At 34.0% G+C, this 23,273-nt stretch carries 21 protein-coding genes and 5 pseudogenes; 4 read left to right on the plus strand and 22 right to left on the minus strand.

Annotated features, from left to right (window positions below):
• Positions 1-21: 21 nt before the first annotated feature.
• Positions 22-522 (plus strand): cytochrome c oxidase subunit II, encoded by a 501-nt coding sequence (locus AAFN87_RS05710; RefSeq protein ID WP_347790089.1) that lies wholly within the window; start codon positions 22-24, stop codon positions 520-522.
• Positions 500-2,164 carry a b(o/a)3-type cytochrome-c oxidase subunit 1 gene (locus AAFN87_RS05715; protein ID WP_347790090.1) on the plus strand — a complete coding sequence of 555 codons (1,665 nt, stop codon included), beginning with the start codon at positions 500-502 and terminating at the stop codon, positions 2,162-2,164. Before AAFN87_RS05710 ends, AAFN87_RS05715 begins: the two co-directional genes overlap by 23 nt.
• Before the next feature lie 132 nt (positions 2,165-2,296).
• On the opposite strand, the gene AAFN87_RS05720 is transcribed toward AAFN87_RS05715, so the two are convergent.
• The 10 genes and pseudogenes from AAFN87_RS05720 to AAFN87_RS05765 all read right to left on the minus strand — a co-directional run.
• Positions 2,297-2,527: a hypothetical protein gene (locus AAFN87_RS05720; protein WP_347790091.1), complete on the minus strand. Its 231-nt coding sequence runs from the start codon at positions 2,525-2,527 to the stop codon at positions 2,297-2,299.
• A gap of 179 nt (positions 2,528-2,706) precedes the next feature.
• On the minus strand, positions 2,707-3,459 hold the full coding sequence (locus AAFN87_RS05725) for a 2-phosphosulfolactate phosphatase (RefSeq protein WP_347790092.1): 753 nt from the start codon (positions 3,457-3,459) through the stop codon (positions 2,707-2,709).
• Between the two features lie 574 nt (positions 3,460-4,033).
• Positions 4,034-4,864: a GNAT family N-acetyltransferase gene (locus AAFN87_RS05730; RefSeq protein ID WP_347790093.1), complete on the minus strand. Its 831-nt coding sequence runs from the start codon at positions 4,862-4,864 to the stop codon at positions 4,034-4,036.
• A gap of 324 nt (positions 4,865-5,188) precedes the next feature.
• The gene (locus AAFN87_RS05735; protein WP_347790094.1) at positions 5,189-5,311 is read right to left on the minus strand and encodes a hypothetical protein; all 123 of its coding nucleotides are present in this window, start codon (positions 5,309-5,311) and stop codon (positions 5,189-5,191) included.
• A 197-nt stretch (positions 5,312-5,508) separates the two neighbouring features.
• Complete coding sequence (locus AAFN87_RS05740; RefSeq protein WP_347790095.1) at positions 5,509-5,991, minus strand: hypothetical protein; 483 nt, start codon at positions 5,989-5,991, stop codon at positions 5,509-5,511.
• A gap of 246 nt (positions 5,992-6,237) precedes the next feature.
• Positions 6,238-6,682, minus strand: a pseudogene (locus AAFN87_RS05745) (carboxypeptidase M32); the annotation flags it as partial.
• A gap of 200 nt (positions 6,683-6,882) precedes the next feature.
• The gene (locus AAFN87_RS05750) at positions 6,883-7,626 is read right to left on the minus strand and encodes a DUF4230 domain-containing protein (RefSeq protein ID WP_347790096.1); all 744 of its coding nucleotides are present in this window, start codon (positions 7,624-7,626) and stop codon (positions 6,883-6,885) included.
• Between the two features lie 464 nt (positions 7,627-8,090).
• A pseudogene (locus AAFN87_RS05755) lies at positions 8,091-8,504 on the minus strand (carboxypeptidase M32); the annotation flags it as partial.
• Positions 8,505-8,788: 284 nt separating this feature from the next.
• Positions 8,789-10,003, minus strand: a complete 1,215-nt coding sequence (gene fdhA / locus AAFN87_RS05760; protein WP_347790097.1) for a formaldehyde dehydrogenase, glutathione-independent — start codon at positions 10,001-10,003, stop codon at positions 8,789-8,791.
• Positions 10,004-10,471: 468 nt separating this feature from the next.
• A pseudogene (locus AAFN87_RS05765) lies at positions 10,472-10,906 on the minus strand (carboxypeptidase M32); the annotation flags it as partial.
• Between AAFN87_RS05765 and AAFN87_RS05770 the strand changes: the two are divergent.
• Positions 10,873-11,169, plus strand: coding sequence for a helix-turn-helix domain-containing protein (locus AAFN87_RS05770; protein ID WP_347790823.1), 297 nt, complete (start codon positions 10,873-10,875; stop codon positions 11,167-11,169). The pseudogene AAFN87_RS05765 and the gene AAFN87_RS05770 overlap by 34 nt on opposite strands.
• A 313-nt stretch (positions 11,170-11,482) precedes the next feature.
• Here the strand turns inward: AAFN87_RS05770 and AAFN87_RS05775 are convergent, their stop codons facing one another.
• The 9 genes and pseudogenes from AAFN87_RS05775 to AAFN87_RS05815 all read right to left on the minus strand — a co-directional run bounded on the left by AAFN87_RS05775 (position 11,483) and on the right by AAFN87_RS05815 (position 20,095).
• Complete coding sequence (locus tag AAFN87_RS05775) at positions 11,483-12,757, minus strand: acyl-CoA thioesterase/bile acid-CoA:amino acid N-acyltransferase family protein (RefSeq protein ID WP_347790098.1); 1,275 nt, start codon at positions 12,755-12,757, stop codon at positions 11,483-11,485.
• Between the two features lie 50 nt (positions 12,758-12,807).
• Positions 12,808-13,248 carry an NUDIX hydrolase gene (locus AAFN87_RS05780; RefSeq protein WP_347790099.1) on the minus strand — a complete coding sequence of 147 codons (441 nt, stop codon included), beginning with the start codon at positions 13,246-13,248 and terminating at the stop codon, positions 12,808-12,810.
• 259 nt (positions 13,249-13,507) lie between these two features.
• Positions 13,508-13,981, minus strand: coding sequence for a hypothetical protein (locus tag AAFN87_RS05785; protein ID WP_481886464.1), 474 nt, complete (start codon positions 13,979-13,981; stop codon positions 13,508-13,510).
• A gap of 165 nt (positions 13,982-14,146) precedes the next feature.
• On the minus strand, positions 14,147-14,407 hold the full coding sequence (locus AAFN87_RS05790; protein ID WP_347790101.1) for a hypothetical protein: 261 nt from the start codon (positions 14,405-14,407) through the stop codon (positions 14,147-14,149).
• A gap of 772 nt (positions 14,408-15,179) precedes the next feature.
• The gene (locus tag AAFN87_RS05795) at positions 15,180-15,671 is read right to left on the minus strand and encodes a hypothetical protein (protein WP_347789580.1); all 492 of its coding nucleotides are present in this window, start codon (positions 15,669-15,671) and stop codon (positions 15,180-15,182) included.
• 327 nt (positions 15,672-15,998) lie between these two features.
• Entirely contained in the window at positions 15,999-16,745 is a 747-nt protein-coding gene (locus tag AAFN87_RS05800) for a class I SAM-dependent methyltransferase (protein WP_347790102.1), read from the minus strand.
• A gap of 501 nt (positions 16,746-17,246) precedes the next feature.
• Positions 17,247-18,716, minus strand: coding sequence for a vWA domain-containing protein (locus tag AAFN87_RS05805; RefSeq protein WP_347790103.1), 1,470 nt, complete (start codon positions 18,714-18,716; stop codon positions 17,247-17,249).
• Positions 18,717-19,017: 301 nt separating this feature from the next.
• A pseudogene (locus AAFN87_RS05810) lies at positions 19,018-19,839 on the minus strand (carboxypeptidase M32); the annotation flags it as partial.
• Positions 19,840-19,933: 94 nt separating this feature from the next.
• On the minus strand, positions 19,934-20,095 hold the full coding sequence (locus AAFN87_RS05815; RefSeq protein ID WP_347790104.1) for a hypothetical protein: 162 nt from the start codon (positions 20,093-20,095) through the stop codon (positions 19,934-19,936).
• Positions 20,096-20,370: 275 nt separating this feature from the next.
• Here AAFN87_RS05815 and AAFN87_RS05820 point away from each other — a divergent pair, with 275 nt between their 5' ends.
• Entirely contained in the window at positions 20,371-20,724 is a 354-nt protein-coding gene (locus tag AAFN87_RS05820; protein ID WP_347790105.1) for a helix-turn-helix domain-containing protein, read from the plus strand.
• Between the two features lie 578 nt (positions 20,725-21,302).
• Here AAFN87_RS05820 and AAFN87_RS05825 read toward each other — a convergent pair.
• From AAFN87_RS05825 to AAFN87_RS05835, 3 genes and pseudogenes are all read right to left on the minus strand, one after another.
• Positions 21,303-21,875, minus strand: coding sequence for a hypothetical protein (locus AAFN87_RS05825; protein WP_347790106.1), 573 nt, complete (start codon positions 21,873-21,875; stop codon positions 21,303-21,305).
• Complete coding sequence (locus tag AAFN87_RS05830) at positions 21,835-22,623, minus strand: hypothetical protein (protein WP_347790107.1); 789 nt, start codon at positions 22,621-22,623, stop codon at positions 21,835-21,837. The genes AAFN87_RS05825 and AAFN87_RS05830 overlap by 41 nt, the downstream gene beginning before the upstream one ends.
• A 379-nt stretch (positions 22,624-23,002) precedes the next feature.
• Positions 23,003-23,171 (minus strand): annotated as a pseudogene (locus AAFN87_RS05835) (carboxypeptidase M32); the annotation flags it as partial.
• Positions 23,172-23,273 lie beyond the last annotated feature (102 nt).

The raw sequence follows: 23,273 nt of genomic DNA on the forward strand, positions 1-23,273 counted from the left end.
AAGTAGAAAGGGAAGATATTCATGCACTTACATAAGTATGAAAAATGGTGGCTTGTGTTCGGAAGCGCTACTTTAGTTGCATTTTTAATAATTTTAGGCGTTGGCGCATTTCATAACGGTACCCACCCGAACCAATCGAAAAAAACATTAGATTATGAGAGGGTTGAAGAATTTGAGCCGTTTGATAATCCAGGTGTTCATAAAGTTGAAGGGAAAAAGTGGGATTACGAAGTTGTATTAATCGCTTCTGCCTTTAACTACAATCCTGGCGCAATCGAATTACCACTGAACGCGAAAGTAAAGTTTATCGCGACAACGAAAGACGTTATTCACGGTTTCCAAGTTGCCGGTACAAATATTAACATGATGCTAGAGCCTGGCTATTACTCAGAATATACAACAGTAGTTAATAAAGCAGGCGAATATTTAATTGTATGTAATGAATTCTGCGGTACAGGGCATGCATTCATGTATTCTTCAATAAAGGTGGTGGACGCAAATGCAACAGACAGCAGTAACTAAGTTTATGAAAGTAGATCGAAAAGATGCTAACCTAGCAATGGCCAACATTTATGTCGCGTTTGTGGCATTATTACTCGGTGGTTTAGCTGGTTTACTGCAAGTATTAGTTCGTTCAGGTCAATTTAATTTACCTAAGGGCATTGGCTATTATCAAGTATTAACAGTTCACGGTGTTTTACTCGGTCTTATTTTAACAACATTTTTTATTATGGGCTTCCAAATTGCAGCGGTTAGCCGTACAGCTGGCCCTCTTACTAATACACAACGCAAAATAGGTTGGATTGGTTTCTGGTTAATGACGATCGGTACTGCTGCAGCTGCAGTTATGGTGCTATTAAATGAAGCAACTGTACTTTATACATTTTACGCTCCGTTAAAAGCACACTGGATTTTTTATTTAGGCTTAACTTTAGTTGTTGTAGGTTCATGGTTACTATGTGTACCACAAATTATGAAATATGCACAATGGCGTAAAGAAAATAAAGGGCAAACATCTCCCCTCTTAACATTTATGGCTGTTGTTAACTGTCTACTTTGGTTTGTTGCAACATTAGGCGTTGCAGTTGAAGTATTATTCATGCTTTTACCTTGGTCATTAGGCTTAATTGAACGCGTAGACGTACTACTTACTCGCACATTATTCTGGTATTTCGGACATCCATTAGTATACTTCTGGTTATTACCTGCTTATATGGCATGGTATGTAGTTGTACCAAAAATTATTGGCGGGAAAATTTTCTCTGATGCATTAGCAAGGCTATCATTTATGTTATTTTTAATCTTCTCTTTCCCAGTAGGTATTCACCACCAGTTGACTGAACCTGGTATTGATGGCTTCTGGAAATTCGTTCAAGTTGTTTTAACATTCTTTGTTGTTGTCCCATCATTAATGACAGCTTTCTCTATGTTTGCAACGTTTGAAATGCGCGGTCGTGAGCTTGGTGGACGTGGTATTTTAGGCTGGTTTAAAAAATTACCTTGGAATGATTGCCGCTTCCTAGTTCCATTTATCGGGATGCTCGCATTTATCCCTGGTGGTGCAGGAGGACTTGTTAATGCTTCCTATCAAATGAACCAACTAGTGCATAACACAGTTTGGGTTACTGGTCACTTCCATTTAACTGTCGCAACAGCGGTAGTATTAACATTCTTTGGTGTAGCATTCTGGTTAATTCCCCATTTAACTGGACGCACATTAACACCTCAGTTAAACTTTTTAGGAAATATAGTTGGTATTTTATGGGGCATTGGCATGCTAATCATGTCCGCTGCTATGCATATTGCAGGATTACTTGGTGCACCTCGTCGTTCTGAGTACTCTGAATACGGTGGTGCTACACAAGCTTATGATTGGGTACCTTACCAAATTGCACAAGCTGTTGGTGGTACAATTTTATTCATCGCGATTATCATTATTACGTACATGGTAATTAAATTAGCGTTCTTCGCACCTAAAGGCGAAGAAGAATTCCCTGTAGCTGAAGTAGCTCCTGGTGCTGAAAAAACACCAGCAATTTTAGAAAACTTTAAATTATGGGGCGTATTACTAGTAGCATTAATTATTTTCGCATACACAATGCCACTAATTGATATTATTCAAAATTCGCCTGCTGGAACAAAAGGATTTAATAATTTGTGGTAAATAAAAAAACACAACTTGCACAAAAATGCGTAGGTTGTGTTTTTCTTTACTCTCTAAATAACATTAATCTCTATTTAATGATTTCTGGAAGCAACATTCATTACTACGGCCACTCTCAAAAAAACCATCCATTTATCCAAAGTAATTAAAAAAAACCAAAACAATAAGAATCATACTCACTATTCCCCAAGCTACGACACTAATTATCCACCAAATTATAGATTTAGTATTTCTTGAACTTTCCTCGCTGTCCATATTTGCTTTTATAAAAGCGAGCTTACTTTCAATAGTTTTTTTCATAGAAATAAGAACAACAAATCCAATAATGATGAATCCAATAGTTATCCAAAGTAATGATTCCACCTCTTACCTCCATTTTTTTCGTTAAGTGCTTTCCTTGCAATGATCTACAATCCTACTCGTTCGTTGAAGAAGAAATCTACATTCAATGATACCATAAAATAGTAAAAAAACCCCTTTATACACTATTACGCACCGATTTGATGCGATTTAATTTTTTTGATGGGCCACTGCTTTTATATTTACAATTGCACTGATACAAAATGGTCACTCTTTAACAAAGGTATTGTTTGAAATACGTCCAATCGACTGCAATGTCTTACATCTTCTTCATATCCCCTATTACGTAATTCTCTTCCACTTTCGCATTCCCAAATTATTTCACTTATTTTTTGTTTAGCATGTTGAAACGCACCTATACAAACATCAGATTCCGGTGATTTTTCGCCATCTAATTTAGAAAGAATTGCACCAGCACCTAAATAATCCTCTATAGAAGGTCGTAAACTATTCTCATTTTCTCTTACATCATTCCATTGTTCACCACATGGAACAACAGTAATATTTGCATTTAATTGCATTCTTAGTTGGTTTACCACGGAAGAAACCGAAGATGCATTAAGTAGAGAACCGATTAATAAAGCGGGCACTTTTGATACCGCCCAAGTACACATTGCCCCGTTCAATGAAGATAATACATACTTTTTATTAGCATGCTCCTGACTATAAGAAATTGGAGATAATGTCGGTTTATTTAGTTTAGCAGCTTCTGCCCTTCCTAAAATAAATTCAGCGTCAATTTGCTCAGCAAACTGTTTCCCGTTCAGATGCGGCGGATAAGGGTAAATTACTGCACCATGACTCAATGCTGTAACTACAGTAGAAGAAAAACTAAGTACATCGACAATGATGATTATATCACCGCGCTCAGCAGCTTCCCTTGCACCACGTAAACCCCATTCAACATTACAAATATACGGCGAATGATACAACATAATCCCCCCTCTTGGTTATTGTTATAGACACAACAGCTAGAGTAATCCAATATCACTTCCCTCTTTTAGTTATACTAATAATAAAATCTGTTATCCCAGTGAAAAGTACTGCAGAAATAATTTGAATAGGGACGAAATAGTAAAGCCAATAAATTGTAGTGAAATCATACTCTGCTCTAAAAATATCTTCAAAATAAAAAGGAAAGAATACTATCGATACAAGTATAAACGCAAAAAAATTGATTAATGGTGAAAGCCAAATAAGTTTGGGGCGCTTAAAATAAAAAATTATGCAACAAATAACTGGGATAACCAAAAGAGAAAGAATATAATAAAGTTCCATGTACCCTTCAAAAAACGGTATCAACGTTCCTCCTCCATTTCTTGGCTCTATAAAAGATTGATTATTTTAAATCTCTCATCCATATCGCCTTCTAATTCCACAAAATCAGTAGTGGCACCGTGGGATTCAGAGATTTCACATGTCTAAACTTCGAAGTCCAAATCCTCTTGTTGATGAAAAGCCCTCATAAATGTATAGACTTCCTCCTTTACTTAAAATCACATTTTTGAATCAGAAAGCAAATTCGAACGACATCAATCGATGCAAATAATCAAAACCTAATTTATCAGCCACTCTTTTGGACGGCTCATTCGATTCATCAGTTGTCCAATGAACGCTATACCCTTTTTCCAAGCATTCCTTTATGTATTGCTGTCCCAGTATCGTTGCCAGACCACGATTTTGCACATTTTGATCAAATGTTGCTATATAAATTTCATGGCGGTCTCCGTTCACACAACATGAGTAACATGTACTAATAACCTTATCATTTTTTAAGACCGCATATCCTAATCCACATTGAATAAAAGATTCCGCCGAAGACCAATACTCTGTTAACTCTTCTCTTAGATCCTCGTCAGCATTAATCAATTCCTTAGTAATCTTTACTATGGCAAGGTCTTCATCAAGTATATGACGTGGTTGCTCCAAACTATTATTGAAACGACGCGTATCCAATTCGTAATAAACGTTATAACCCACATAATATTTACGCTCATCAATCACTTTTTCCAGAGCCTTTTTCCAAGTTTCATTAAAGATATTGGCGATAAACCAAGTTCCTCCACATAAATCCTGACTTTCTTGCTTTAATTGTGTGGAAATTAAATTACCCAGATGGCTGTTAAACGACTCATTCTCTGGATCACCGAGCAGATAGTATCCTAAGCCTACCGCGTATACTATCGCAGTCCGCGGCTCCTCTATCTGATCAACATATACTACCCCTTGATTCATACCGCTAATAACTGCATTTAATACATTCTCAATTTTTTCTTGCGGACTAACCAACAGTTTATTAATCTTGTAATAATTTTCTTTTGGTAGTTTAACGATCATCATTTATCCCTCCATTAAGGATTTTTATTATTCTACTAGTAACTTGTTTCTACCTATCTCTTTAATATTTCCCCTCTGTGTTACATCTGAAAATTACTTATTTACCATTTTATACATAATCGTGTGTTTTTACAAAAAATCTCTAATATTCAAGTGCATTTTGCTTCCAAACATTCAGAGGGAGTTTTCTAAATAGTTCTTTATTTATATTTCCATTCCCAGATCTCGCTCATGGTTGTCCGAAGAAAAAAAGAAAAGAAGGGCAGCATAGCTACCCTTCTCGTTCTGCAATAATCGTGCCCGTTTATAAAAAAAACACTGATCAATCTATTTTTTCTTCCTTGCTTTGAAAAAGAAGATGCTCGCAATTAATAAAACAGCCACTATTACTGCTATAACTAAAAATGTAGTATCGAAAATAAAGAAATGAGAATCCTTAAGTTCGTACATAATCTTCACCCCCACTACTTGCGCAATTCCCTATATATTTTCTAGCTTAAAATTTTAACTTTTTATTTTAGAAACTTCTCTTTAATTCTATATATGGTAGCGTCAGAAAAATGCTGTTGGTGCACTATCTGTATATAATCGTACATATACAGGCAATTTCTTAACGTTATAAATACGCATTTTTCACGAGTTCCACCCTATTGATGCCACTCATATTTAAATAACTGTTGAGTTTGTGTTTTATATAATAAAACAATCGTATCAAAGTTATTATTTCGTCCTTCATAATAGTAATAATCATCAACTTCTGCCTTAACATTATAGGTCTTAAAAACATCGACTACCGTTTTATCATTTTTACGAATTTCAAGTGTTCTTCGCTGAAAATTTGCTATTTCATTATTAGCATTAGGTACTTCTTCTAATGAAAGTTTCACAAAATTACTTTCTGTTAAATCAATTGGTTTTGAGTATTTAAACAATGTAAACCATTCACCATCACCGTGAGAACTGTTTTCCGTAGTAAGTAAATCTTTAACTTCTGTTGCTTGGGGTAATTTTATTCCCCAATTTGCTTCTAGTACCTCATATTCATTATAAATTAGGCTACTTAGCACCCAAATTGCTAGCAAAAAGAATAATCCTATTACTACACAAAAACCAAATATCCATTTTTTCACATAACCACCTCATATTTCAGACGAAGTTATATTCAAATTGTTGCATTAACCTGCCTTTGTTATATAAATAAGAACTAAATAGCGAACTTTGATAAGCGTAAACCTTGAGTTCAAAAACTAAGAACCAAGCATGATAATTATCATGCTATTTTTTCACCAAAGAAAGGAAATCAATCAAACTATAAAAAAGCATTGCCAAAAGTTAAGTTTCCTCAACAATTAGCAATGCATTTTTCATAAATGTTTCTATTGTAATTGATACACTTTCGTATACTTTTCTTTTAAGTAATCAGCTAAGTATTTTGCGTTTAACCCTTCGCATGTTCCTTCTTGCAATAGTTCGAATGGTTTTTTTAGTGCACCGTATTGATGTACTTTTTCTGTTAGCCATTCGAGAATCAGTGAAAAATCCCCTTTTGCGCAAAGTTCGTTAAAGTTAGGGATGTCTTTATCCATCGCATGTTTCCATTGTACTGCATACATATAGCCGAGTGCATAGCTTGGGAATTATCCGAAGCTACCGCTGCTTCAATACGAATGAAAGATGGCTAAACGAAATTAATCGCTTTTAAGAAATCTTCTACAGAAACATTACCAAATTGCGCAGGAGAATGTTTTTGTAGCAAGCTGATATTATGTTTCCAGAACTGTCATTACGTCCTACAAAATTTTCATATGAACTATTCTTTGATGTTTCTTCTTCAACAAACTATGTGTTTACTTATGATACGGTTCTCCGTAACTAGTTTAGATGCGGTTTTTACATCGTTCTTAAATACAAATCCAATGATGCATCTGCTTCTTTTGCTACAAGCTCTACAAAGTCCTCATAATCTTCCATTGTATGTACTTTTAAGATATTTCATTATTTGAACCTTATAGTTTTTCAATCTATCTAAATGTTATTTTCACAGTATAACCAAGGTTGCTAAAAAAACCTTTAAGAACTTTCTCCGCACTTTTTTCCGCTGATTCTAATAATCCTATTTCAATGGCCTCATCTTTGGCCTTCTCCTGTGCTTCTGCCACTAGATCAATTCCTTCTTTCCATTTCACTTCCCCACGGAATAGCCCTTCGTCTGAGAAAGTTTTGACACTATCCATCTGAAGTGTTGGGTCCTGTATAAGCGTTGCTCGTGGTAGGACGATTTCTAGCTCCTTTTCGTTTTCATTGATTTTTATATCATCTGAAGTTATCCCTTTAAGGTCAACTCCTGCAATAACTGTAGCAGGAACAATTAATAATATCTCTCTCTTTGTACCCGGCAAATTAAACGATATATCATTTCCGAACAACTTATTATCCTCTTCCTCGATGATTACTTTTATATGGGCTTCAGCCGTTGCAAGCGTTGCTAATTCTTGTACCTGTTCTACAAATGCTGTACTTTCCTTTTTAAGTGTACTTCCCGAGAGAGACCAAGCAATTCCAGATATGATGGCTATGAGAAGCAATATAAATAAAAATATCTTTACTCCCCATAATTTAAAAATGAGCTTAAATAATGCTCCAGAAATATTGGCGTGTCCTCTACTCCGTCCTACAACAGCAGTAGAAGCACTTTCTTCTTCGCCTTTCTTTAGTTCCTTCAATACACTCTCAAATTGTGTTAATGCTTCATCTTTTTTACTCATAGTATTCCCCCTACATTTTTCCTACCTTCAATATCCTTTTTAAGTGCTTAATTCTATTTTCTTGTCTCTGCGATTAGTATAAATAAAATTAGATTGCCATTTTCAAGAGGTTTGATATTTTTATATTGTTTTGATACTTTTGAGCATCTAAATCTTTATAAAGTATTGTACTTTAGATACAAACACAATATCCACCAAAATTACCCCAAATAATATTACCATATAAAAAAAGGGTGACATATTATGAAGGATTAAAATTTTCTGTAAGTATCATATACTTTTTTAAAAAAGATTGTCTAGAATCCAATAATTAACTAAAGCTCCTAATCTCAACATAAAACCAAAGTTCAGCTGAAAACTAATGGACACTACTTTACAGGAAATGAAATAAATCAAACTATAAAAAAGCACTGCCAAAAGTTAAGTTTCCTCAACAATTAGCAGTGCACTTTTTATAGTAATTTCTATTGTAATTGATACACTTTCGTATACTTTTCTTTTAAATAATCAGCTAAGTATTTCGCGTTTAACCCTTCGCTTGTACCTTCTTGTAGAAGTTCGAATGGTTTTTTTAGTGCAGCGTATTGGTGTACCTTTTTTGTTAGCCACTCGCGAATCGGAGTAAGGTCACCTTTTGCGCAAAGCTCGTCAAAGTTAGGGATGTCTTTATCCATCGCATGTTTCCACTGTGTAGCATACATATACCCTAGTGCATAGCTTGGGAAGTAACCGAAGCTACCGCCGCTCCAGTGTGTATCTTGAAGAACACCTTGTGCATCATTAGCAGGTCGAATACCTAAATACTGTTCGTATTTATCATTCCATACTTGTGGTAAATCTTCTGCTTGTAAATCTCCGTTAAATAACTCGCTCTCAATTCATAACGGATCAAAAGCAGCTTTTCTGAATACAAATATACTTGTGGTAAATCTTCTGCTTGTAAATCTCCGTTAAATAACTCGCTCTCAATTTCATAACGGATCAAAAGCAGCTTTTCTGAATACAAATATACTTGTGGTAAATAAGCAACGAAAAAAAGGAGACTTTGAGAAATGAAGTTCAAAGTCTCCTTAGAATATCAGCATGCTATCTAGTTCTTATTGAAAAGTAGCCAAAGATTTGTCCTCTATGCTTATTTCAATTTAACCCCTGTAGAAATCTCTTACTTTACTAGACCGTGTGGGTCGATGACGAATTTTCTGGCAGCCCCTTTATCAAAATCTTGATATGCCTTTGGAGCTTCGTCTAATGATATTACTGTAGCATTAACAGCTTTCGCAATTTGAGCTCTTCCACTCAAAATTGCCGCCATTAAATCGCGATGATATTGCATAACAGGTGTTTGACCAGTTACAAAAGTATGCGCTTTAGCCCATCCTAAGCCAAGACGAATTTTTAACGTACCAATTTTTGCATCCTCATCAATTCCACCAGGGTCCCCGGTTACGTAAAGACCCGGTATACCTAAACGTCCTCCAGCACGTGTTACTTGCATAATAGAATTTAAAACTGTAGCAGGTGCTTCAACTGCATTAGCTCCATGTGCAGATGCTTCAAATCCTACACAATCTACAGCACAATCTACTTCAGGTGCTCCAAGTATTTGGTCGATTTGCTCTCCTAGGTTTGAATGATTTCGTAAATTAACTGTTTCGCAACCAAAGCTTCTAGCTTGAGCTAACCTTTCTTCATTTAAATCTCCTACAATTACTACAGCGGCTCCTAGTAACTGAGCTGAATGAGCAGCAGCGAGACCAACTGGACCTGCACCTGCGATATACACAGTTGATCCCGGTTTCACACCTGCACTTACGGCACCATGATATCCAGTTGGAAATATATCTGAAAGCATTGTTAAATCTCTAATTTTCTCCATTGCTTGGTCTTTATCAGGAAATTTTAATAATTGGAAGTCGGCATATGGCACCATTACATACTCAGATTGACCTCCAACCCATCCTCCCATATCGACATAACCATATGCTGAACCAGGACGATCTGGATTTACATTCTCACAAATATGAGTATGCCGCTCCTTACAGCTACGGCACCGACCGCAAGCTATATTAAATGGAACAGAAACTAAATCACCTTTTTTAATAAATTCAACATCTCGGCCTACTTCAATCACTTCTCCTGTAATCTCGTGGCCTAGAACTAATCCTGTCGGAGCTGTAGTTCTCCCCCTCACCATATGCTGATCGCTTCCACAAATATTAGTTGTTACTACCTTTAAAATAACACCATGATCACATTTGCGTCCTACATTAAGTGGATTTACTCCTGGTCCATCTCGTAAAACCAAATCTGGAAAACCAATATCTTGCACTTCTACTATTCCGGAGCCCATATAGGCCACAGCTCTATTTCCAACCACTTGCAATTCCTCCCCCATATCATAAATTCATACAATCCATGTATATGGCCACTTTGTCCTAATCATTCCTATAAAAAATAATATTCGTTCAAATTATTCATTTCTTGTTTAACGAAATGGCTCTATCTCTCACGTCTATTTCTCTACTTTACAATTGAATTCACCCATTTCAATTAAGTAGAGATTTTTTTCCTTGCAAAATGCATATTATTAAGTCTATTTTTTCTATTTAATCAACGCTCTATTAAATGAATAGAATCGCACTTACTTGTGGTACGGTTCACCAATATTAAAATTAAACTAAATAACTTCATGTTTCGAAAGGCATTCCCCTATATAAATAATCCCATAACACTAAATAGCGGATTAGAGGGGATTTCCACTTAATACATTCAACATTCTACGTTAAAAAGCACTGCCATTTGTTAAGTCTCCTTAACAAACAGCAGCGCATTTACATTGTAATTTCTATTGTAACTGATAAACTTTCGTATACTTTTCTTTTAAGTAATCAGCTAAGTATTTCGCGTTTAACCCTTCGCCTGTACCTTCTTGCAATAGCTCGAATGGTTTTTTTAGTGCACCGTATTGATGTACTTTTTCTATCAGCCATTCGCGAATCGGAGTAAGGTCACCTTTTGCGCAAAGCTCATCGAAATTCGGAATGTCTTTATCCATCGCATGTTTCCACTGAGCCGCATACATATAGCCTAGTGCATAGCTTGGGAAGTAACCGAAGCTACCGCCGCTCCAGTGCGTATCCTGAAGTACACCTTGTGCATCATTTGCAGGACGAATACCTAAATACTGCTCGTATTTATCATTCCATACTTGTGGTAAATCTTCTGCTTGTAAATCGCCGTTAAATAATTCGCGCTCAATTTCATAACGCTGAAAAATGTGACTTTCAAGCCCCATATCTATCCGATGTTGAACGTGGAGAAAGAAATATTACATTACAAACTTTAAATAAAATATTAGACGCACTTGAAGTAGATCCAGGAAGTGTTCTAATCCCCGAAAGCAAAACTAATAATAATCCAGACAGTATCAAAGAAGAGCTTTTGATGATTTTATTTAACACTCTTGAGGATAAAAATGAGGACGATATTCGAATGCTATTGAATATCACTAATGATATTTTTGGAAGATTTAAGCATGATTAAAAAGCAGCTTGTGAATTTTAATCACAAGCTGCTTTAATTATTAATTCTAAATTTGATACGGTCAAGAACATCAATCCTTATAATTCGTCTAGCCTCTCCTATCGCTCTGTTATCTCAATATCTTCTGAACTTGGTATGACACATTATCAATAGTATTTTTTTTAATAACTTAAAAAAAAGCAATGTTACTTTAAATACATGTATTCTAAGTCACGCATATAATTATCAATCGAATAGTTACAATTTTTAAAAAATTCGGTTCATTTTCTATGTATGTTGTTCAACAATCGCGCTCGATTGTTGAATAAAATAGTTAAACAGAGCTAACAGTTAAGTATTTATTAAAGAAAATTTTCACATTCTCCCATGCCTCAAATTGAGCCTGTGAGTTATCTTTAGGTGTTCCTCCAAGTAACAACTTGCCATTCCCAAAAAGAGACACGACAGATTGTGAAGTCGGGAAACCAGGAACTCCAAAAGAATGTCCTGCATTAGGAAAATTAATATGTTCGTAAGTATAGGGGTGGTTGTGTTCTTTCAATCGGGTTATTACTTTTTCAGATAATAAATCAGCTGGCCATAACCGATCATCACCTCCTGAAATCAAGAGAACAGGACCTTGGATATCTTCGACTGGAATTTCAGCTTGCTTTTCACCTTCAGCCCACCATTGATAAGTTTTTCGCCAAGAGATTGGTTCTCCAATTTGCATTTCACGATTAATTTCCAAAGTAACCTCTTTTGGTATCTCACCAAAAGCAAACGGTAACGATTCACCTTTAAATTGCCATGATGAATTACCAGGTGCTGAATGGCCAATTCCCGGATAAACAACACCACTAGGCACATAACCAACCACTGCCTTAATTGAAGGGAACATTGACGCGCTTAGTAGTGCTAGTTCTCCGCCCTTAGAGGTTCCGAATATACCTAGTTTTGTAAAGTCAACTTTTGGATTATCTCTTAGCCAATCAATTGCATTTTGGATATATTCCAAGGGTATATTTACTAGCTCTTTTGGTAAATCCTCAATTCCAAAATACGCCAAAGCTAACGTATTAAATCCATATGAAGCCAATAACGCTGCATTACTTTCACGTAATCCACCTTCAGATCCACCTAATACGATTACAGTAGGCAATGGCCCGCTCTCGGGGTGGCAAAAGAATGTTCCTACGAGTCCTCGTTCACGTAGAGGAAATCTATTCACTTTTGGTGAAACCACATTACGAATGATTGAAGTGACTGCCAAGACTTCTTGCTCCCTCATTAAAATAAGCGTTGTTTCTAATGGTTTTAAAGGAGTTCTTCTTTTCGGTTTATTATCTACTTTTGGAACCATTGACCAAAATAACCCATTCACATCAGGAGTGAAATAAGTTCCCGATAGAGGTTGTGCGGTTGCTAAGTTAATTTCACCATTACTATCAGACAAAAATTCTGCAAACGATTCCCAATGTGTACCTAGGTTGTCGCACATTTTGGCTCTTAAAGTCACAACCTCACATGGTTGAAGATTGGTGATTCGCATTTTAAATGTTGCATCTAATAAGGTATTCTTCTGCGTAATGTGGAATGTTGGTTTCATTGCTTTCCTCCGATAAATTATTTATCTGGCCTTATTATGAAAAATGTAAACTAATATTTCATCTGCAAATTACCCTGTAGTATTCTCTCTGCAAGTTTAATGTTTTCTTTTAGAAATAAAGGTAGTTCCGTATGTGCAAGAACCTCTGTTGTAGTCATCCAAATAACATCATCCACTTCTTCAGTACTTTTAGCGTAAGGTTCTCCAGATTTATGATGACATAGGAAAACGATATCGATTACATTTATCCCTGATTCTGTCACGAAGGAGGAGCTGTTTACATATCTAATGCCTGTAATTTCGCTACCTACTTCTTCAAAAACTTCTCGTTTTAATGTTCTTTCCAGAATATCAGACGAATCACCTTCAATTTCACACTTTCCCCCTACTAATGAGAGACCTCCACCAGCATGCTCTTCCTTTTCACTTCTGCGGATTAAAAGCCATTTCTCATTGCGACGAATTGCACCTTCTACATTAACTACAAACATAAAACACCCCTAAAATTTATACTTTATCCTTAAACACTTGGCCCATTTTATTTCGTAGACGCATTTTTTCTGCAGAAATGCGCCTGGTTATAGAATCTTCAAACAATATCCTATTAATATTATCACACACCAATTATTACCACTGTGAAATAAAAGTTTAATTAATCTCAAAAATTAAATCCTAAATCCACTAATGCCTCTTCAATTGACCTACTGTTAATATTTCACAGCAAGTTTCAAACAATATTTAAAATATAAATTACTTCTCATGAACTTTTACATATACACTTCCAAATAGACTTTCTCCTATATAAGCATCTAACTTCCATATTCCACTTTTAGGTAATGACATGTTAGATGGGGCGTGTTTGTCTGCCCCATTATTAGCAGCACCTAGTACTCCACCAGTCACATAGATTTCTTCACCTTCATTTTCATGTGTGGCTACAATTTTTAGTTCTCCATCTAACTCTTGTTCTTCCCCCCAAAAATGCCACATGTACTTTTGCACTTTATCAGGATAAAACCTAACAACTTCGCTATCATCATAAATAAAACCTAATCGTCCCTCTTCTCCAATCATTGTGTAACCGCCTGATTCAAAAAGTGAACTTTCATTCCAATTGTGGTTAATTACTTTTTCATTTTTCTCAATGGACTCTTCATGATTACAGCCTGCAATTCCTAACGATAAAATTACTGCGAAGATTAAAAGGATTCTTTTTTTCAATATAAATACCCCCCACTGACTTTTTATGTTTATTCTCTACCTAACACTGATACCCCTTCATAAAGGTACCAAAGTTTATTTTTAATATTCTATTGTAAAAGTATGTTATTTAACAATATGACCCTAAAACGCCAAAAAGGAGCAATCCTTTTATTCCAGGATAGCGCCCTATTCTTGAATAAGAGGACGTTTTTTATAAAGGAAGTACAATAATGCTAATTGAACAATAAACCAGACCAACAGTAAGTACATTATTTTTTCTAATTCTACAAACAAGACGACAGCCGTATTAGGAATAGAGAAAATAACGGATGTAAGCATTACTTGCCACGATGCCTTTTTTAAAGCATAACCTGTAAACAAAATTGATAAAGCTAATAAAACCCACAAACCTAAGACGACATACCAATACAACATAATATTTGTCATTTTCCACCTCACTATATCGAAATTAACACAATTCTACTTTTAATTAGTCGTACTAAGTAATTACATTCTTCATTTACCGTTTATTCAACAATATGGCGCTTTAATGAAAACGAGCGCTGTTCCTTATTACAGAATCGCGCCCTTTAATGGAATAACTGAAATATGATCTTAGCCATAAAAATACGTAATTCTTCTTAAACTAACGCACCCCGTTAGTACAATAAGAAACTTACTTTATTAACCGTTTATTTGAATTTCTTATAATTATCTATATAGAACGCAACATAACCGCAATTCGGACAAACACACGCTTTTGGTTTTTCAGACACTTTGTTGAACAGTCCTTTACTCTTTTTAAATATTTTTATCCCATACATTACACCTTCAACATTAACGCCACAATCTGTAACCATTTCACTTTGACATTGGTTGCATTTCAACTTGAAAACCACCTTTGATTTTTTAATGCTTTTATATTTTTAGATATGAACAACATTATTAATCTTCCCCTTATTTATAACATAATTGTAAAACTAAACTGCCCCGTTAGTTGAAGTATATTGCTTCACAAACTTAATTAAACTTTAACATAAATATCCAATTATTTCTTATTTAGAGTTATTCAATAATCTGGCCCTTTAATGAAAACAAGGGCTGATCCTTGTTATAGAATCGCGCCCTTTAACAGAAGACTTGATTTCAAGATAATCTTAAAAATGCAATTATAATATTCTTTTACTATTGACTCCGTTAGTTGAGTAACATGCGTTATTTAAGTGTTTTTCTTAATCGTTTCTTCTACGTAAGTAAGAAGGTTATTGTATGGGGAGTTACCTTTCAAAAATTGTGATACCACATTCAATGGTAATATCACCATATCCCTCTTTTTAGAATAAAGAACACTCTGTGTATTGCTATTTCTAAATTCTCTATCAAGATTGGGCGAATAATTTAGTACAGAATCAGGTTCATACCAGTAAAAGTCTTGATTAATGTTATTTTTAATAACCTCACCAATATAAGCACCAATACGTTCCGCAAAATTATCAAAATGCTTATTTAAGAGTTCAGTACCAAACTCCGTATTCATTAATCTTTTTGCATAGATATCAATATATCGAATACTTTCAATAGTGAAGTCTAAATTTCTTTTAGTAAGGTTCTCTTTATCCCATGAATCATCTGATACATCCTGATATATTAATTTTGCAATGCCAATTAAATTATCTTTTTTTAATTTTGCTTTATTAAAAAAACTAAACATAAGGTGGGATTGCTCCTTTATCAATTGTCTACGAGTACAAATACGATAATTATCCCGTATTCCGTTAAATGGCCCTTCTCATGAAGAAAGACGCTTTCCTCAGAAAAGCGCCCGATTGTGGTAGATTAATTTCATTTGAATCGTAATTTGAATAACATATAAAGAATTCTCTTTTATTACTTGCTCTTAACAAACCTTCTTGTTTCATCACTATTTGCTTCAATATCTTACCTGACTGAAGTTGGATTCGTAATGCCGATTGAATTATCTAGTTCATTAAGAAAATTAAATCCTTTTTATTCACTTTGAGTTATTTAAATATTAAGGTTACTTTAAAAATTGTCCAATACACATCTCTGTTTTGTAATAAAGAGTAACTTGACCCTGTTCTTGATATTTCAAGAACAGGTTCTTAAGTTCTCGTTCAAACTCAACATAATTACTGTTTAATTTTGATGGAGTATAGGATAGTGATGATGCGTTGCCGATGATTCCTTCTAAATCCAATGATTGAGAATTATTATAAAATATTTTCTCATATTCTTGTCCCAAAAAGTTGTACTTCTCTTTTTCGGGGTCAAAATTAGAAATTGCAGCTGTTGTTTTAATTGTATACTTGCGGATTATATTCATATATTCACTTGCGAATTCATTATGTATCTGCAAATCATTCCATAAGAAAATAATGTATCCATTTTCTTTTAAAATCCGTTTAAATTCAACTTTAGACAACTCTTTATCGAACCAATGAAAAGCCATCGCAATAAAAATCATATCTAAACTATGATCTTTTATTTGGGTACTTTCAGCAGGTGCATGGATATATTCAATGTTCGTAAGAGTCGAGCAATAGTTCTTGCATTCGTTAAGCATCTCTTCATTTGGTTCTACTGCTATAATCATACAATCCAATTTATTTAACATACGGGTAAGTAATCCTGTTCCTGCCCCAATATCTGCAATTGTAGAATGTTTTCCAATGCCCAGTTCTTTAATATTTTTTATTATTTCTTCTGGATAAGTTGGTCTACCAATAGCATATTCATTTGCTTTATTATAAAATTCGTTTTTCATAATGAGCCACCACTCCCTTCAGCTAGATACTTCGCTATGTCTTACTGTACTTTAGATAACTAACATTGTAAATACTTCAAAATATTAACAAATTTTCGTTCGATAATATAATTAATTCCCATAGAACAAACATCATTTAAATAAAAATACAAACAAAATGACACAACGTAATACCCTCTTTTCTACTTATCCAAAATAAAAAATATCATATCATTACCTAATCCCAACATAAATCCAAAATTGCTCTGAAAACTAATAGCAACCATTCTCACAGAAATTTAATGAAAAATTAAGAAAAAGCACTGCCAAAAGTTAAGTTTCCCCAACAATTAGCAGTGCATTCTTCAAAGTTGTTTCTATTATAGTTGATACAATTTCGTATACTTTTCTTTTAAATAATCTGCCAAGTATTTCGCGTTTAACCCTTCGCCTGTACCCTCTTGTAGAAGCTCGGATGGTTTTTTAGTGCACCGTATTGATGTACCTTTTCTCAGCCTTATATTAATTATTATTTATCTCATATAAAATATTATCATAAGCTGCATTTACATTCTCTTTTAGTTCCGCGCTTTTCTTTTCAAATTCGTCGCGATATAAATCATTTTTATCCGATATTTTTTGTAAAAGTGTACTATGAACATCATGGAAAACCTGTTTATCCTCAAAATAACCATCAGAGGAATTTAAGGCATCCATTATATCCATTATCACCTTGTATTCATCTGTTAATTTCCTATCCCAATCTCTAGTTAAATCATAAATAGCCTCATCTAATTTACCTCTTGCAGTTAATGCGTCATCGATAGCTTCAAAATGTCGCTTTTCCCAAGCTTTCACGATATCCTCAATATTTTTCATAGAGTCTGCAAATGCTTGTTCGTTTGATACATGAATATACTGTCCTTGACCTTGTTCAGCGATAGTCTCTAATTCTTTTTGACCGTTTACATCTACATTAAATCCAATGACATTTACGACCGGTTCGATATTCGATGCTCTCAAATTTTGTACTTCTTTAATTGTGTCACCATCACAAGTTTCAACACCATCACTAATTAAATATATGAAATTAGTATTCTTTTCATTGGAATAGTTTTCAAAATCTTGTGCTGCTTGTTTTAAACTTTCAGCGATTGGCGTCCAGCCTCCTGGAATTACGTTATCGATTGTTGACTTAATTTCCATCTTATTGCCTGAAGAAATTGGGTGATATAGCTTTGTTTTAGAGCATTTCCCATTCTCCTCACCATCTTTTCCCCCATAAATACGCAAACCCACATTTACATTATCCGGTAACTTATAGATTAATTCATTCAACTGTCTTTGGGCAATACTCATCATTTTTTCACCGTTAATAGTGTTATTCATACTACCGCTTGCATCTAGTATGATAAGAACGTTTAATTGTTCTTTTAGTTCAATTAGTTTCCCATTAATCATTGGCTTTCCAAATGAATGGAGAGCCATTTCATCAAATATAAATTGCGGGTTTTTATAGTCTTCTGCAATTAAATAGTACAATGCACTAAACCAGCGATCCAGAAAATCTGGATTTTTCAATTGCTCCTCTGTAAAAGGAGGTAAAGTCGTTAATATTGCATCCATCAATTCTTCATCAGTCATAGTATTTTTTCGATCTAATCTTGAACTTTTTCCATTTCCGCTAAATGGACCAACTGGATAGGAAATAATCTCTTCAAAATTTGTTGGTATAGGCGGAACATTATCAACTAAGGAATCTGATTGTATTCCTACAGGTTCCTCAGTAAGTTCTTGTTCTTCACTACTAGTTGTAGAATCAGTATCAGAATCATTTATTTCTATTTCAGTGTCAGTTATTTCTTTTTCTGTTATTACTTGTTTATTTTGTTCTTGATCAGTTCCACTAACTTCATCCTTAGTCTTTTCATTACATGCTACGAGTACCAAATTTAACATTAAAATAAAAGTAAATATTGACAATTTTTTCAATGTATCAAAAACTCCTTATGGTAAATTTATCAAGCACAAACTTAATTATAATATTATTACTACCTAGTAATAAATAGCTCTTAAGGTTTAACTTTATAGTGAACACTGGAACTAATTTCACAAGCTTCAAATAATAGTTACGCGAAACTTTCATTTAACTTAAAACAACTGTTGTATTAGCATTCTTCGCTGTAGTATTCTGCTTTCACTAAAAGAATTCAAAAAAAAAATTAAAGTAAAAGCACTACCAAATGTTAAGTTTCCCCAACAATTAGTAGTGCTTTCTTCAAAATTTTTTCTATTATAATTGATAAATCTTAGTATACTTTTCTTTTAAGTAATCAGCTAGATATTTGGCGTTTAATCCTTCGCCCGTTCCTTCTTGTAGAAGTTCGAATGGTTTTTTTAGTGCACCGTATTGATGTACTTTTTCTGTCAGCCATTCGCGAATTGGAGTCAGATCCCCTTTTGCACAAAGCTCGTCAAAGTTTGGAATGTCTTTATCCATCGCATGTTTCCACTGCGCTGCATACATGTAGCCTAATGCATAGCTTGGGAAGTAACCGAAGCTACCGCCGCTCCAGTGCGTATCTTGTAATACCCCTTGCGCATCATTTGCAGGACGAATACCTAAATACTGCTCGTATTTATCATTCCATACTTGTGGTAAATCCTCTGCTTGTAAATCACCATTAAATAATTCGCGTTCAATTTCATAACGAATCATGATGTGTAATGGATATGTTAACTCATCTGCTTCAATACGAATGAAAGATGGCTCAACGAAATTAATCGCTTTTAAGAAATCTTCTACAGTAACATCGCCAAACTGCTCAGGAGAATGTTTTTGTAGCAAGCTGAAATTATGTTTCCAGAACTGTTCGTTACGTCCTACGAAGTTTTCATAGAATAAAGATTGTGACTCATGGATACCCATTGATGCACCTGTCGCAAGTGGTAGTCCCATTAATTTCGGATCGATATTTTGTTCATATAATGCGTGACCACACTCATGAATCGTACCGAATACAGCAGAGCGGAAGTCGTTTTCATCATACTTCGTCGTAACGCGAATATCGCCACTATTTAAGCCGATCATGAACGGATGGACTGTTTCATCTAAAAACTTTATATACACCAAAATTCAGAATATTAAAAACAAAAAAATATATAACGCTGGATGCAGTAGCACCAGTGTTTTAAGAGGTTTTATTATTTTAGGATTGATTCATTAAATCTACAAAAGCTTGTGCCATTAATTTCATATTAGGTTCATTTCTTTTCGTTACAATTACATTTGTAACTTCCACTTTCAAAAATTCCTCAATATTAATTCTTCTCTCTGCAATATCCACTTTCTTTTCCTTCTTCTCACTCATCTCCCAACATCCCCCTCTTGCTTTTCCCCAATTACTCATAAATTCAAATAGTTGTCACTTTAACATCATATTCTTTAGCAGGAATTGCATTAACGTCCGTCTATGTTCCTTCTTTTCTATATAAAAAATACCAAGTTACATAGTATCTATACATAGTTTAAGTTACCGTAATGGTAATGTAAATATATTTTTACCTTTTTGGTAATAAAAGAACTTAATAAAGAAGTAAATGCTAACATTTAATTAATAAATTACTTTAATAAGTGGTGATTAATTTGGGTTCTTTAGGTAATCGAATTAAATATTTGCGTGAAAAAAAATATATTTCTCAAAAAGATTTTGCTAAGCAAATTGGTGTTTCGAGTACTGTATTATCTAGGTATGAATCTGATGATAGAAAACCTGATTACGACACATTACAGTCTATTGCTGATTATTTAAATGTTAGCACCGATTACCTACTTGGCAGAACAGACATCTTGGAATCCACATATAATAAAGGTCACATTGCTGCTATTATTCATGATCCAGAACTTCAATTATGGTATAATGAACTTCCCCAATATACAGAAGAAGACCTTCGGAAACTAAAAACGATATGGGAAATAATCAGGGACAAGCACAATTAGATAATCCAATAATTTTTTACAATAAATTTATCAATTTACAGATTAATTTCATCACCAATGAAATTTTCGGAAGATTTAAACATAGTTAAAAAGCAGCTTGTGAATTTTACTCACAAGCTGCTTTAATTATTAATTCTAAATTTCATATTATATTCAAATTTTTATTTTCAATTAATTTTTCGTTCCACTTCTCTTCTCATTCCACGTTCCCACCCTCTTGCATTTCATAAGTAACGAACAGGTAATTGCAAATTTAAAGGTTCATCATAGTCGATTTCCCTATTCCCTCAGTTCCCGTAATAATAAGTCTATCACCGATAGAAAATAAATTTTGTATATCACTAGTATCAATTATTTAGTCTTCATATTGAACATTCAAATCTTCATAAAATGAATATAAATCTTTAGGTGTTCATTAATATAGGCTGTTTTCTCAAAGATTGTTGCTTCTACTTTGGATATCTTCTTCAACAAAGCCCTCCGTTACTTACATAAAATTTGTTTCAGTTAACATTTACAATCCATTCCTTAATTCGATTTTTATTAAGATTGTCTCCTACATCAAAATCCTTATTACATCAAATCAAATTAAATTTATTTTTAATTTCCCTCAAGAAGAATCTGCATATCTCTTCTTGAATCACAATTCTATTATTTTTTATTGTTTGATCGTCAAAAATCTGATGAAATATTAAATTTGCAATAAGTATAGCGTTTGAGGGGTTAAAACTTATTTTTGCTGTAAAGCCACCCATAGTATTAACCGTTACCCAATTCAGATTCAATGTTTCTTTATTAATACACCCTTGAATTGGATTAAGATATTCACTAACTATTAAACTCGAACCATAGATACGACCTCTAAATTCCCCAGAGTTTAATCCACTATAGAGTAGGATACCTGAGAAATTTACATTTGGAACCAGATTGTCAATTGTACATCCTAATTGATTTGACTCAATTTTGTTCCAGGATTCAATAGTTTTTTCAATTGGATCAAATAATACTTTTAATCCACTCTCATTATTATTTTTTATGTACATCAAACATTTTTCTAAATTTTTAAGGGAATTTTCCCTATTACCTACCCAAATGTCCATTCTTGATTCTTTATAAGCTTTTACCATTTCTACGTCGCTTTTCAAAACCATACATTACATCCTTTAAGTCTTTTTGTTTTAGACCTTTTGCATCTTTTTCTGAGATAAGAATACCTCTTAATTTTGGAATATCCTTAGGAATAATTAAATTAAGATTTACCATTATTTCATTGGACTCTTCATAATTTATAGTCGATATCAGTCCATACCCAAAGTCATCTGAACTTTGTGAATAAAACCAATAAACCGCCAATTGCCTCAGTGCTTCTAGAAAATCCGAATTTTTACATTCACCTGGTATTGACGAAGGCCAATTTGATCTTGAAGGCGAAGTCTTCTTCTTATTCTTAAATTTTTTATTATGAACATCTATTAATGGAGTTGTTTCAACAAAAATATCTGGTGAACGCTTTCCATATTTAGATGTTATATGACAGATTCCTAAAAATTCAGGATAAGGCACAAGTGATTCTAATGCTAATATTGTTAATACCTCACCAAAATTACCAGTAACAGAACTACCAGCAGTTTTGCCAGTTTGAGGTGCGTAAGAAGGATTTATAGGTGATACAGTTTGATTTAAAGCCCACCACAAACTACTCTTTTGTCTATAAACTGATAAGTGATTTCCTAAATCTAATACAAGGCTCTCCCCCCAAAGTGACCCATACATATTTAATTCGAAGTCATTAGTATTTATTATCCATTCAACTAGGGGACGAGGTCTAAAAGAGGGATAATTCTTAAGATCTATTCTAGAATTACCTATGAATAGCCTAGCTTTTATTTCAAACTTCAATTTTATTACACTCCAGTCATAAAAGCCTATAATTTTGTTTCATCATTTAATTTGTGCCGTTAGCTTAATAAGTAAAGCTCCCTCGCAATGGATAGCTGTATCCAACACCCTTGCCCTAATTAATAATAGTAAGTAGAATTTTATCTACTTACTATTATTATTGATTGTCATATTTTTCTTTATCTTTTATTTATTTTAAATTCATTATAACTCCCAAGAGATATTCTTTCTACAAATTTTCTACAATAAAAAAAGAACCCTCGATATATCAAGGATTCTTCTTTGTTTATGATACCGGTGGCCGGGGTAGAACGTTCGCGCCATACTTGTAGAAACATGTTTGAGGCTGGTTGGGACAAAGATCTCGTATAACAAGCGACTGTGCAGCATACATATAGCCTAATGCATTAACCGAAACTACCGCCGCTCCAGTGTGTATCTTGAAGTACCCCTTCTTCATCATTAGCAGGACGAATACCTAAATACTGCTCGTATTTATCATTCCACACTTGTGGTAAATCTTCTGCTTGTAAATTCCCATCAAATAAATTATTTTTAAGAACATACTTTGAATTATGCTTTTTTCAGTAAGTTATTATACTACCATTGCAGGAAAAATCTTCAAACTATAGTATATTGCTTATTGGGCA

It is taken from the genome of Solibacillus sp. CAU 1738 (assembly GCF_039888725.1).
Taxonomy (GTDB): domain Bacteria; phylum Bacillota; class Bacilli; order Bacillales_A; family Planococcaceae; genus Metasolibacillus.